10 protein-coding genes and 4 pseudogenes are annotated in these 13,554 nt (G+C 42.5%); 2 read left to right on the top strand and 12 right to left on the bottom strand.

Annotation, left to right across the window (positions count from 1 at the left end):
* Window positions 1–140 precede the first annotated feature (140 nt).
* Window positions 141–1,308: pseudogene (locus PVV63_RS07510) on the top strand (tyrosine-type recombinase/integrase).
* A 208-nt stretch (window positions 1,309–1,516) separates the two neighbouring features.
* Window positions 1,517–1,716, top strand: a pseudogene (locus PVV63_RS07505) (helix-turn-helix transcriptional regulator).
* Window positions 1,717–1,818: 102 nt separating this feature from the next.
* On the opposite strand, the gene PVV63_RS07500 reads toward PVV63_RS07505, so the two are convergent.
* The 12 genes and pseudogenes from PVV63_RS07500 to PVV63_RS07445 form a co-directional block, all read right to left on the bottom strand.
* Window positions 1,819–2,178 carry a hypothetical protein gene (locus tag PVV63_RS07500; RefSeq protein WP_273791334.1) on the bottom strand — a complete coding sequence of 120 codons (360 nt, stop codon included), beginning with the start codon at window positions 2,176–2,178 and terminating at the stop codon, window positions 1,819–1,821.
* A gap of 177 nt (window positions 2,179–2,355) precedes the next feature.
* Window positions 2,356–2,760: a hypothetical protein gene (locus PVV63_RS07495; RefSeq protein WP_026500686.1), complete on the bottom strand. Its 405-nt coding sequence runs from the start codon at window positions 2,758–2,760 to the stop codon at window positions 2,356–2,358.
* 176 nt (window positions 2,761–2,936) lie between these two features.
* Window positions 2,937–3,338, bottom strand: coding sequence for a hypothetical protein (locus tag PVV63_RS07490; RefSeq protein ID WP_026500687.1), 402 nt, complete (start codon window positions 3,336–3,338; stop codon window positions 2,937–2,939).
* Window positions 3,339–3,518: 180 nt separating this feature from the next.
* Window positions 3,519–3,923 carry a hypothetical protein gene (locus PVV63_RS07485; protein WP_273791333.1) on the bottom strand — a complete coding sequence of 135 codons (405 nt, stop codon included), beginning with the start codon at window positions 3,921–3,923 and terminating at the stop codon, window positions 3,519–3,521.
* A gap of 20 nt (window positions 3,924–3,943) precedes the next feature.
* Window positions 3,944–4,636 (bottom strand): annotated as a pseudogene (locus PVV63_RS07480) (filamentous hemagglutinin); the annotation flags it as partial.
* Between the two features lie 50 nt (window positions 4,637–4,686).
* Complete coding sequence (locus PVV63_RS07475; protein WP_273791331.1) at window positions 4,687–5,091, bottom strand: hypothetical protein; 405 nt, start codon at window positions 5,089–5,091, stop codon at window positions 4,687–4,689.
* Window positions 5,088–6,629 carry a hemagglutinin repeat-containing protein gene (locus tag PVV63_RS07470; RefSeq protein ID WP_273791364.1) on the bottom strand — a complete coding sequence of 514 codons (1,542 nt, stop codon included), beginning with the start codon at window positions 6,627–6,629 and terminating at the stop codon, window positions 5,088–5,090. Before PVV63_RS07470 ends, PVV63_RS07475 begins: the two co-directional genes overlap by 4 nt.
* Window positions 6,630–6,713: 84 nt before the next feature.
* Window positions 6,714–7,190, bottom strand: coding sequence for a hypothetical protein (locus PVV63_RS07465; RefSeq protein ID WP_273791330.1), 477 nt, complete (start codon window positions 7,188–7,190; stop codon window positions 6,714–6,716).
* Between the two features lie 180 nt (window positions 7,191–7,370).
* Window positions 7,371–7,775 carry a hypothetical protein gene (locus tag PVV63_RS07460; protein WP_273791329.1) on the bottom strand — a complete coding sequence of 135 codons (405 nt, stop codon included), beginning with the start codon at window positions 7,773–7,775 and terminating at the stop codon, window positions 7,371–7,373.
* A gap of 20 nt (window positions 7,776–7,795) precedes the next feature.
* Window positions 7,796–8,479: pseudogene (locus PVV63_RS07455) on the bottom strand (filamentous hemagglutinin); the annotation flags it as partial.
* A 69-nt stretch (window positions 8,480–8,548) separates the two neighbouring features.
* Window positions 8,549–8,962 carry a hypothetical protein gene (locus PVV63_RS07450; protein WP_273791328.1) on the bottom strand — a complete coding sequence of 138 codons (414 nt, stop codon included), beginning with the start codon at window positions 8,960–8,962 and terminating at the stop codon, window positions 8,549–8,551.
* Window positions 8,959–13,554, bottom strand: a 4,596-nt coding sequence (locus tag PVV63_RS07445; RefSeq protein WP_273791327.1) for a hemagglutinin repeat-containing protein, incomplete at its 5' end; no start/stop codon positions are given. The genes PVV63_RS07445 and PVV63_RS07450, both read right to left, overlap by 4 nt.

Raw genomic sequence — 13,554 nt, 5'->3', positions numbered from 1 at the left:
TTCATATTGAATTAGACCTCCGAATATAGTAAGATTTTCTCATCACAAACCCTCTCATATTGAATCAATTAAAATCACTTGCTTGCACGTCAAAAGCGGGGCTGGCGTGTGGGTAAAAACTGTATAAGAAAGGAGTAAAAATAGCTCTTATGAACCGTCTTAATGCGAGGTCTGTCGCAACACCCACGAGCTGGCAAATATAATGATGGTGCCGGCTTGTTACTTCATAAGCGTAAAGATGGAGGTGCTCAATGGATTTACCGTTTTACCATTCATGGGCGGCGCCGTGAAATGGGCTTGGGTGCCTTGAGAGATGTTTCTTTAAAACAAACCCGTGAATTGGCAACTGGGTGGCGTGCTGTTTTACGTGAAGGTCGTGATCCTATTAAAGAACGTGAAAAACAAAAGCGTGAAGCAATAAGCAATCTCCATTACTTAAAAGACATTGCCGTGGATGCTTTTGAAATTCGTAAAGCCGAATTAAAAAGAGATGGTAAGGCTAGTGATTGGTTTTCACCTTTGCGGCTTTACATTCTCCCTAAATTAGGTTGCCTCCCCGTTTCAGAGATTACACAAACAGAAATACGCGATACGCTTTCTCCCATTTGGCATACAAAAGCTGGAACAGCTCAGATAGCATTGATACGTCTTAATCTTTGTCTCAAACATGCAGCTGCTTTGGGTTTGGATGTTGATTTACAAGCAACAGAAAAAGCACGCGCTCTCTTAGGTAAACAACGCCATAAAACGCAAAATTTTCCAGCTATGGATTGGAGAGATGTCCCTGCCTTTTATAAAACACTTTGCGAAGCATCAACCTTAACACAACTGGCTTTGCGTTTGCTTATTCTGACAGGCGTTCGTACCAACCCTTTGTGTCATATTCATAAAGACCAAGTTGATGGCGATATCTGGACAATCCCTGCTGAAAATATGAAAGGTCGACGTGATACTACAGAAGAGTTTCGCGTGCCTCTATCATCAGAAGCATTAGAAATCTTAAAACAAGCGCGCTTGCTTTCTCGTAATGATTTCTTCTTTTCTGCAACCGGTCGGGGTCCCCTCGCTGCAAATTGTATGGCTCAATATATGAGAGACAATAAAATTGAGGCATGCCCCCATGGATTTCGCTCTAGTTTACGCAATTGGCTTGCTGAAACAACCGATGCCCCCTATGAGGTCGCTGAAACTATTCTAAGTCATACAGTTGGCGGCAAAGTAGAGCGTGCCTATCGTCGGACTGATTATCTAGAACAGCGCCGTGTCTATATGGATAAATGGGCAGCTTATGTCACCGGTCAATCTTAAGATATGGGGTGCATAACCCCATTATCTGTGGATAACTTTAGCTCTCTTTTCTCTCATTCTTTCTCAATAAGATTCATAAATTATCACATCAGAAACTGTATGATAAAATATTGTTTTATATAAATAAAATACCTTAAAAAATAAACCAAAATGTGGTTAATAAATAGTTATAGTTTGTTTTCTTTTTTTATAGTGAAAGGATTTTAGTATGACAGAAAATGATATTCTTTTAACAGACCGTGAAAGTGCAAAATTGCTTCATATGAGTGTCTCAACTTTCCGCCGTCATGTTACCAATGGCTCTCTCCCAAAACCTTTAAAATTTGGCTTTTTATCCCGTTGTTACAATCAGATCTTTTGAATGTCATCGAGCAAGCAAAACAGCAACGTCAAAGTGACGCGGCATAAAAAGAAAACCTTGTCACGTAAGGACGGACAAGGCTTTCTCAAGCTCATCAACCTAGAGCTTTATTTGGTGTAAATTCAAGGCTTTCTCTGCTGAAGCAAGACCTAAGGTTTGCATTCAAGTTGTTCTGAATGCTTTTTACAATAAGGGCTATTTAAGCGTCTCTCAATGCTTCGCTGAGGCATCACAGCACCAGGACGACATATGGGAAGGTTGTCTGATTTATGATTTTCACACCATTCTTGTATTGTAAAGCTAGGGCGAAAACCTGATTGCGCCATACACATTTCAATACTGGCAAATTGATTCAAATCTAGCGCCACAACCTTATTAAGGTCCGGTACTCCACATTCTAAAAGTATTTTATTTCTCCATAATGCTGGAGAAAGTGAGGGAATTGAATTAACACATCCAGTGATACTTAACAGAGCTATACAACTCAACAGTTTTAAGATTTTCTTCATTTTTCCCCTCTTTCAATGGATTTATTTACTATAAAACAGCTCATAAACCTGTTGATATTTTCTGTCACCGCTGCTTAAAACAACAGTGAACAATATTGAGATGACGGATTGAGGAAACAATCGCGCCATTCCAAGTGAAGGCAAGGATGGCAGATTGTTGATCATCACTAGCAGTGCTTAAGGTTGGCATTCTGGTTTATTTTTATATTTTTGGCAATAAGCGCTATTTAAACGCTTCTTGACACTTCGTTTTGGAATGACAGCACCTGGCACACAAATCGGAAGATCTTCGGCATTATAATTTCTACACCGATCTCTCCACTTCCCTCCTAATTTACTATGAAAACCTGCTTGGGTTAGACATGCATAAATAGATGTATTCGCATTTATACTTAACTCTCTATAATCCATCATATAATCATCATGAGGATTCAGCATTCCACATTCTAATAGTGCTTTTTTAATCTCAATCTTATCTTCTCCTAGCTTCTCTAATACATCCACAGCCTGGTAAGGACCTGGAAAACATCCAGCTATAATAAGCAAAGCCAATCCACTCAATAACTTTAAAGTTGCTTTCATTTTTTCTCTCCTTCAATGATTTTTTATCATAAGATTGCTTATAAGCTTGTCGATGTTTTATATTCCTCTGTCCATATCAATTTGAAACATGTTGAGTGCCGATACAATTGGCCCACACACTTATGCAAAAGATAAAAAAACTAAAGATTGCTCTTAATCATACCATCATCAAAAAACTACGGTAGACATTCAGGCTTGTTTCTATTTCTTTTACAATGGGGGCTGTTCAGGCGTTTCTTAACACTTCTTTGAGGAATGACAGCACCTGAATGACAAATTGGAAAACGAGCATCAAAAAACTCACACGAACTCAAATATCCGGATTTATATCTAAAACCTGCTTGAACCATGCAAGCTTCAATTAATGCGTTCGCATTTCCGTCTAACTTTCTGTTGTATTCATCACGATTATAAGGTGTTGGCATGCCACATTCTAACAGCGCTTTCCCTATATCAATTGTATTTGCACCAGGCTTATCCCATAATTCCCAAGCTGATAAGGGAACCTCAGCTTTATACTCACATCCAGCTATACTTAACAGAGCTATGCCGCTCAATAATTGCAAGACTTTCTTCATTTTTCCCCTCTTTCAATGGATTTATTTACTATAAAACAGCTCGGAAGCTTGTTGATATTTTCTGTCATCGCTGCTTAAAACAACGGTGAACAATATTGAAATGGTTGGTTGAGGAAACAATCCCGCCATTCCAAGCGAAGGCAAGGATGGCGGATTGTTGATCATCACAAACAGCAAGACTTAAGGCTGGCATTTGCGACTATTTTTATATTTTTTACAAAACGGGCTGTTTAAGCGCTTCTTGACACTGCGCTGTGGTATGACAGCACCTGGACGACATATGGGAAGATCCTCGGCTTTATGATTTACACACCAAGTTCCCCCTCCCACTTTATCACGAAAACCTGATTGAATCATACAAGCTTCTATGGTTGCTATTGCATTGTAGCTGAGCTTTCTGCTTTCTGGATCAGTATCATAAGGGGTTGGCATTCCACATTCTAATAAGGCTTTTCCTACCTCAGTAAAATCAGTAACACCATTTTTCTCCCACGTAGCTATCTCTCCTAGAGGAGGTTTATCGATATTACATCCAGTTACACTCACCAAAACTATTCCACTTAATAACTTTAAAATGTGTTTCATTTTTTACTCCATGATTTAATTCAAGGCTTTTGTTCTAAATGAGATGTGCCATAAAACTTTTGGCATTTATAACCCACATCTCCAAGACAAGTATGGGAACTTATGGGATTTGTAGCCACTCTCCACCATTCTTTCCACCAGTTACTGCCAGCAGGTATTGTCTCGTAGGTATAGCCATTGCCGCCAATAATTCTGCTGACAAAGTCGTATCTATTCCCATTAAAGCCAACAGTGGTTTGTTTGCCGTCACTCACATAACCTAACAGACCGGATTCAACTAAAACATTAAAGGCTGATCCATAGAGATTGATAGTCGTGTTTTCGTTGGCTATACCGTGAACACCTTCTTGTTTGAAAGAATTCAGCATATTCCCCAATGTCATTGTCCCGCGACTATGTCCATAAAGTTCTAATCCTGTAAGACCATAGCTATACATCAAATCTTTTGCTTCTTGTGTGGAATTGGTCAAACCCCAAAAGTTATTTTCCATAAACTTCTGATAGCCCGCGACTAGAAGTTCTGAGATAGCAGAATCGGCTTCTGGGAACACAACAAAATAAAGCGGTTCATTTTTATTCTCCGCATGTTGAACCGCATAAACAGCAGCTTCCTCTGGTGGAGTAAAGATGCCATTAAAGGACACATGCACCTTGCCATCAGCACCCTCTTGTAAATGCTGCTTTTCTTCATCCGTTAAATAATGTGCGTGAGGAAACAATCGCGCCATTCCAAGTGAAGGCAAGGATGGCGGATTGTTGATCATTAAGGCTGGCATTTGCGACTATTTTTATATTTTTTACAAAAAGGGCTGTTTAAGCGCTTCTTGACACTGGGCCTCGGGATCACAGCGCCTGAACGACAAATGGGAAGGTTTTCGGCTTTAAAAGTATAACACCATCCACCCTCATGTTCATTTTCATAATGGAATCCTGATTGAACCATACACGCATGAATTGTTGCCCATGCATTGATACTAAGCTTTCTGCTTTCTGGATCGGTATAATAAGGTGTTGGCATTCCACATTCTAACAAGGCTTTTCCTACCTCTGTAAAATCTACTCCTGGTTTCTTCCACGCTGCCACCTCTCCTAGAGGAGGTTTATCGATATTACATCCAGTTATAATTAACAAAGTTACAGTGCTTAATAATTTTAGAGTTTGTTTCATTTTTTACTCCGTGATTTACTTAAAGGAAATTGTTCACGATGAGATAAACCATAATCATATCTACATTGTGGACTCGCATCTCCAAGACAAGTATGGGAGCTTATGGGATTCATGATCACTCTCCACCATTCTGTCAAAACGTTACTGCCAGCAGGTATTGTCTCGTAGGTATAGCCATTACCGCCAATAATTCTGCTGACAAAGTCATATCTATTCCCATCAAAGCCAATAGTGGTTTGTTTGCCATCACTCACATAACCTAACAGACCGGATGCAACTAAAACATTAAAGGCTGGTCCATAGAAATTGATATTCGTGTTGTCGGCTATCCCGTGCACCCCTTCTTGTTTGAAAGAATACAGCATATTCCCCAATGTCATGGTACCACGGCTATGGCCATAAAGTTCTAACCCTGTAATACCATGGCTATACACCAAATCTTTTGCTTCTTGTGTGGAATTGGTCAAACCCCAAAAGTTATTTTCCATAAACTTCTGATAGCCCGCGACTAGAAGTTCTGAGATAGCAGAATCGGCTTCTGGAAACACAACAAAATAAAGCGGTACATTTTTATTCTCCGCATGTTGCTCTGCATAAACAGCAGCCTCATAGGGTGGTGTAAAAATGCCATTGAGGGACACATGCACCTTGCCATCAGCACCTTCTTGCAAATGCTGCTTTTCTTCATCCGTTAAATAATGAAACTTAGGAATATTTTGTCCACGAGCGTCTCTTATAGGTACCCCATTTGCATCTATTTCATAGAGTATATTACCCTTTTCATCACGGTCGACCACGGCAATGGGATGCTCTTTGATAAACATGGTTTTATAGGAATCATCGCTGTATTTAAACCCCTCTTCTAAGAGTTGCGTTACCATTTCACGGTTTTCATGGACGATTTGTTCCAGCTTGCCTACATCGAGCTGTTGTACACCCTTATGGGCGCTAGCAGTATCCCGATTAAGGGAGGCGATGGCTTGCTCAACATCTTGCCCCGTCAACGCCTTCTGCCCTGCTTCATCAGTAATGACAATGGTGCCATTGCTGATAGCAGATTTGGTATATCCTTCCTCTGAATCTTTAGCTTTTGAATGATCTAAGACATTTTTAGCAATGTTTTTCCCGACACCATATTTGCCCTGATACATCGGACCACCCGCAGAAATGCTTAAACCTTGGCTGCTAGCTTGAGCATGCGCACTGTTGCTGATATCACTGGTGCTAATGCTTCCTGTGGTCAGGCTGTTTTTTTCTGCCGGCGCGGTACCAGCGATAATATCGGCTCCAACACCATGGATGCTGCCTTTGTGGGCTTGCATATTAACAGCGCGTCCTGCTTCTATTGTTGTGGTCATCGCGGTGGAAGCTTGAGAAGAAGCTTCTGCTTTCTTAAAGCCCACTGTCATACTGCCAGATGCGCCAGCCTCGGTCAAACCGCTTAACGTATCCTGTGGATTGCCCCACGACTTTGGCTTCAAAATACGCATCCCCCGTAATGAAACCTCACCTGCCTTATTGTCGACTATCTTAAACACCAAATTAAAAGTGCCCGTTGCGTGGATAAAGAAGAAGACAGCTTTGATCCTCTACTTCATTCGTGATTTTATCCAACGACCTTTTTAACGATGGGGAGGACGCTTTGGTGATCGCTTTTGTAAAGCTTTTTGCTTTTGCTGACGTTTTCTTTCATCCTCAAAATGCGTTAGTAAAGCGCGTTCCTGTTTCGTTTTGTTGGTCACACCAAAGGTATCATTGTCCATAAATTGCTGATATCCAGCTAGCATCAAATTAGCTAAAAACGAGTCACTTTTCAGAGGTTGTACAAAATAGAGCCCTTTTGAATCTTGCAATTTATACCGAAAACCTGCTTTTTTCATGCACTCATAAACTGAGGCAAATTCACTCGCATACGAATTCATATCACTAGAAGAAGCATAAACCGGTTTCCAACCACATTTTGATAAGGATTGTTGGATCATCGCTTTATCGACACCTGGTTTTTCCCATAATGCTAAAGTTGATGGAGGAGGTTGGTTAACACATCCAGCTGTATTTAAGAGAGCTATGCAACTCAATAGTTTTAAGATTTTCTTCATTTTTCCCCTCCTTCAGTTGGTTTCTTTACGATAAAACAGCTCATAAACCTGTTGATATTTCCTGTCACCGCTGCTTAAAACAACGGTGAACAATATTGAGATGATGGGTTGAGAAAACAATCCCGTCATTTCAAGCGAAGGCAAGGATAGCGGATTGTTGGTCATCACAAACAGCAAGACTTAAGGATAGCATTCATATTGTTCTGGATGCTTTTTACAAAAAGGGCTATTTAAGCGCTTCTTGACACTGCGCCTGGGGATCACAGCGCCTGGACGACAAATGGGCAAGTTTTCAGCTTTATGATTTCCACACCAGCCTCCCCCCACATCATATTTATAGCGAAATCCCGCTTGGAGCATGCAAGCATCAATGGTTGCATTTGCATTATAGCTGAGCTTTCTACTTTCTGGATCCTTATCATAAGGGGTTGGCATACCGCATTCTAACAAGGCTTTTCCTATCTCCGTAAAATCTGCTCCTGGCTTTTCCCATGCCCCTATAGAAGATATGGGAGTTTTATTAAACTGACATCCGGTGATACTTAACAAAGTTACAGCACCTAATAGCTTTAGAGTTTGTTTCATTTTTTACTCCATGATTTAATTCAAGGTTTTTGTTCACGATGAGATGTGCCATAGCGCCATGTACACTTATCACTCGCATCTCCAAGACAGGTATGGGAGCTTATGGGATTTGTAGCCACTCTCAACCATTCTGTCCAAACGTTACTGCCAGCAGGGAGTGTCCCGTAGGTATAGCCATTGCCACCAATAATTCTGCTTACAAAGTCATATCTATTCCCATCAAAGCCAATAGTGGTTTGTTTGCCATCACTCACATAACCTAACAGACCGGATGCAACTAAAACATTAAAGGCTGGTCCATAGAAATTGATATTCGTGTTGTCGGCTATACCGTGCACACCTTCTTGTTTGAAAGAATTCAGCATATTCCCCAATGTCATTGTCCCGCGACTATGTCCATAAAGTTCTAATCCTGTAAGACCATAGCTATACATCAAATCTTTTGCTTCTTGTGTTGAATTGGTCAAACCCCAAAAGTTATTTTCCATAAACTTCTGATAGCCCGCGACTAGAAGTTATGAGATAGCAGAATCGGCTTGAGGGAACACCACAAAATAAAGCGGTTCATTTTTATCCTTCGCATGTTGAACCGCATAAACAGCGGCTTCCTCTGGTGGAGTAAAGATGCCATTAAAGGACACATGCACCTTGCCATCAGCACCTTTTTGTAAATTCTGTTGTTCTTCAGGCGTTAAATAATGTGCGTGAGAAAACAATCGCGCCATTCCAAGCAAAGGCAAGGATGGCGCATTGTTGGTCATTACAAGAAAGACTTAAGGCTTGCATTCAGATGCATTTTTATACCTTTTACAAAACGGGCTGTTTAAGCGCTTTTCGACACTTCTCTTCGGGATGACAGCACCAGGCTGACAAATGGGCAAGTTTTCGGCTTTATAGTTTTGACACCAAGTTCCTCCCCATTTATCTTTATAGTGGAATCCTGCTTGAACCATACAGGCATCAATTGTTGCCCATCCATTATTGTTTACCTCTTTATTTTCTGAATCAGGATCGATAAGACTCGGCATTCCACATTCTAATAAGGCTTTTCCTACCTCAGTAGAATCTGCTCCTGTCTTCTCCCACATATTCACGTACCCTGGAGCAGGTTTGTCAATGTTTTCAATGTCACATCCAGCTATACTTAATAAAACTATCCCACTCAATAATTTAAACAGTGTATTCATTTTTTTCTCCATAAATAACCTAAACCTAAATTATCTAAAATTGCATAAGGTGCATAAATTTTTGTATTATCATTATGATGTGCTCCATAATCACGTTTACATGCTGCCGACGCATTACCATAACACCTATGGGTGCTAGATTTAAAGCCGCCTAGAGCTTTCCCTTGCTCTATCATTGGAGTTGCTGGTGGAAATATTGCATAAGGGAACCTCAAGGGTGCCTTATAAAAAGTAGGTAGATTGTGACCAATTCCTGTACCAATGGGATCGAATATATGGTTTTGTAAATAAATATGATCTTTTTTACCATCACTCACATAATATAGTGCATTCGCTATTGATTGAGAGTTATCAGCTGGTCCAAAAAGATAGATATCTGTTTTTTCTGCTATACCGTGAATGCCACGTTGTTCAAAGTCACGCATTCCATTGCCCACTGTCAAACTACCACGGCTATGCGCACTAACAATCGCCCCTGTATTGCCATAACGATAGATAAAATCTTGTAACTTCTTGGTCGAATTACTCCATCTCCCAAAATACTCATAAATCGCTACTCCGATCTCTACGAGCCTGTCTTTAGCTTGTGGGTGGTATGTAAAATAAAGGGGCTCATGCTCATTATCAGCTAACTGAACCGCATTACGCGCTGCTTCATCTGGTGTGTTAAAAATACCATTATAGAACATACGCCTGTTGCCATCAGAGCCAGCTTGTAAATACTGCTCATCTTCAGCATTTAAAAAGTGATACAGAGTAATATATTCTCCATCGCTGTCTTTTATAGGTTCTCCATTTTCATCGGTTAAATAGAGTACTTTGCCATTTTCATCATGCGCAATCTCACCTACTGGATGCTCTTTAACATTTGCGACTTCGCGCACTTTGTCCCAGTATCCCAATCCTTCATCCGATAAATCATTGATCATATCTACGCGATTATGCACTGCTCCCTCAAGCGGTGCGACATCTAGCTGTCCTACTGCTTGGTGTGCTGCTGCGGTGTTGCGGTTGAGAGAGCCAATGATTTGTCCAGCATCTTGCCCCATCGCCCTCTGTCCAGTTGTATCAGTAAGGATGATAGTCCCATCACTGATAGCAGATTTGGTTTCCCCTTCTGCTGTATCCTTGGCTTTGCCGTGATTTAAAACATTCTTGGCAATGTTTTTTATCGTGTCATTCCCAGAAAGGCTAAACCCATGGCTGCTGGCTTTAGCATGCGCACCGTTGCTGATATCACTGGTGCTAATGCTTCCTGTGGTCAGGCTGTTTTTATCTGCCGGCGCGGTGCTGGCAATGATGCCTCCGGTCAGCGTTGTTTTGTCTTTAACTATGATATTAAAGCCGCCATCACCAGCTTTGATGCCTGATTGCTCCACAACACTATGATAATCGCTGGAGGATTTATCCTTTTGGAAAGAGGCGCTCATGGACCCCCCACCACCCGTTTGTCCAGCACCAAACCCAACAGAAACAGAGTTTTGCTTACTGGAAGTTTGTCCCGTATCACTGCGGCTGATAATGGCAAAATCACCCCCTACTTCCATTTCTACACGCTCTCCAGAAACCACGGCGCCTGCCAATGTGGTGTTTGCCCCACTCGTGGTATGAACAGTGCCGCTACCTATAATATGGCTGTTTTTGTGTTGAACTTCCTCACTGGAACCTTCCCCTTGACTAAAAGCAGCACTACCCGTTGCCCCTGCGCCACCCGTGCCATAACCGGTGCCAACACTCATTGAAGCACTTTCACTGCTGTTTTGTGTGCTTTGCGTGTTTTGTGCACTTTCAAAGATGATATCTTCACCTGCTTCCATGGTGATCTTTCCGCTCTGTGCATCATTTTCCAGCACATAGATTGGATTGGTACCAGCGATAATATCAGCGCCAACACCATGAATGCTGCCTTTGTGGGCTTGCATGTTAACAGCGCGTCCGCCTTCTATGCTATCTGTCACCGCTGTGGAGACTTGAGAAGAAGCTTCTGTTTTCTCAGTTTTAAAGCCCACGGTTACACTGCCAGATGCACCAGCCAGATTGGCAAGAGCATCCTTGGTGGAGCCCCCCACCCCTCCTAATGAGCTACTCAGTCCTTTGGTTGTGTTCCCCTTTTCCCCCGTATTGCCAGTCAGCCAATTAATAAAGTTCTCTCCTTTATTAAAGAGGTGATTGATTTTCATGCCGGTCAGTATGCCATTAATAACTGTATTGTTACCATCCTTATTGTTCATGCGGTCCGCTGAATCTTTTAAGCCTTGTACCGTGCCAAGGACACCGATATCAACGGAAGTTGTCACACCAGCAAAAGACTTTTCATGTGTCTCTTTGCCGTTAGAGGTATCATAGCTTTCTGATAGGGTGATATTATTGCCGGCATCCATGTTGACATCACGATCCGCCGAAACAATGGCTGCTTGCATATTCACATCATTGTCAGCAGTAATCTGCACATCTTGGCGTGCCGTGATGTGTGATTGTGTGGAAGTATTTTCCCATTGATCGCCCGTATCTTTGGCGCTTGCAATTCCAACACCTACAGAAGCACCGCTGTTGCTCTTTTCAAACTGAATGCCAAAACCTGTACGTTCTTCCTTTGAGCTTGAGGAATGGCTATTATGACCAACAAGCACATTCACATCATGCGCTGCCGAAAGATTAATATTCTCACCTGCAAGATCAGAGCCAACAATTTTCACATCTTTTTTCTTGGCAGTGATGTTGATCGTACCATCCGCATTGAGAGAAGAACCTTGATGCTCAAAACTCTCTTCATTTTCTGTCTTTCCCTCACTCCCATATATCGACACAAAGCCCTTGCCTGATCCCACACCAAAACCTGTTTCATGCTCCTCTGAATGGCTTTTATGATGATCTGTCATGCCATCAATCGTCACACTTTCTCCGCTCACATTGATATCTTGACCGGAAAGCAGATGAGAAGCAGAAATCTTGGCTTCTCCTTGTGCGTCTAACACGATGTTGCCCGTTGCCCCAAGGATAGAGGAGACCGTCGTGGTATGCGATTGAGATGTATCGGACGATTTCTCATGCAAAAAGCCACTTGAAGACGATTGTGCTTGCTGATCCAAGTGTTCTTGGGCGCCTTTGATAGTAATCTTTCCCCCAGAGTGAATGGTAATATCCGCTTGTTTCTGTTCTCCTGGTGCTTTCTCTCCTGACGTTTCCTCTGCCTTACCGGCTACGAGCGTCGAGGCTACAACTTCCGTGTTGTTTACTGAGTCAATGGCAATGCCTTCACCCCCTGTTATGCTTGACCCCACAACTTGGCGCACATCCATCTTGTTATGCTCAGATTTACTGCTACTAAACACCCCACCGTCTTTATGGTACGACATCTCATAATGTAAGCTATCCTCTGCATTATTGATCAGGACATCGTTGCTGGCTTTCAGCCCTACCTTGCCATCAGCCGCAATGGAACTGCCTGTGATGCTAAGATCATGCGGTTTGCCATCCTGCCCTGCAATGACAGTGGTGTCACCTCCCGATTTTATCGAAGAGCCAACGGCATGAGAGGCTTGCATGTCCACTTTCGTGTTTTTGGTGCGAAGATGATACTCCATCTCATCGTTTCTCACCCCTATTGTTATCTCCCCTTGGGCACCAAGACCAACATTGCCCTTGGCATCTATATCGGAAGCAGCAATATGGATATCGCCACCCGATAGAACAGTGGTCTCTTTTCCAGAACTTAAATGAGAGCCATTGTGCAAGGCAACATGAGATGTTTCACTCCCACTCTGATTGTCCATACTGTTGCGTGTGGCATCAATCGAAACATTCCTCTCAGCTTGCAAGAGAAGTTTATCCGTTGCTTGAACATCAGAGCCTAGAATATTCAAATCTTGTCCAGAGAGAAGTGTCGTCGAGCCACCAGAGTTGACTTCTGATTTATGATGCATGGTAGCATCACCGTGTTCATCATGGTAATGGGTTTCTGCTGAACCGATCGTCAAGTTGCCTTCTTCTGTAGCCATGGCAAGATCACCTCCGGTAGTGATCCCCACCCCGGAGGCGGTAATATCTTGTTTGGCAATCACGCTCGCATTACCCCCAGCAGAAAGCGCCTCGGTGTTTAAAACGGTCTCCACGCCGTCAACCGTTGTGCGCCCTGCATCCAAACGAATATTCTTCTCCGCAAGGAGAACAGCATCCCCACCCGCCGCAAAATGCCCCCCTTTACTAAAAATATCCCCTCCATGCACATGCAATTGGTGGTTTGCCGCAATCCGCCCTGAATTAGTTATTGTGGAATTGCTCGTATTTTGGCTGGTGATATTGACATCATCGCCCATGATCAAAGCCCCAGCAGAAACAAAGGAGGCTCTGTCTTTTTCAGGGATGTAAAGCACCGGTGCGTAAACATCCATGCCCTTGACCTGTTGGCGCACATAAATCACCATCGGGGCTTCTAGGGACGCCAATTGTTCTTCACTCAAAGCCTCACCAAAGGGGAGATTGTGTGCTTTTGCATATTCTGCCCCGACATCCAGCAAAGTTTTGACTTGTTCAATGGCATCACTTCCAGGAATAAAGGAACCTTTGCCCAAACCTTGACCCACCAGATCACG

Origin of the sequence: Bartonella sp. CM31XJBT (assembly GCF_028618555.1) — a bacterium.
Classification (GTDB): domain Bacteria; phylum Pseudomonadota; class Alphaproteobacteria; order Rhizobiales; family Rhizobiaceae; genus Bartonella.
Note: the sequence above shows the minus strand (reverse complement) of the source record. Positions and strands in the feature narration are given on the sequence as shown.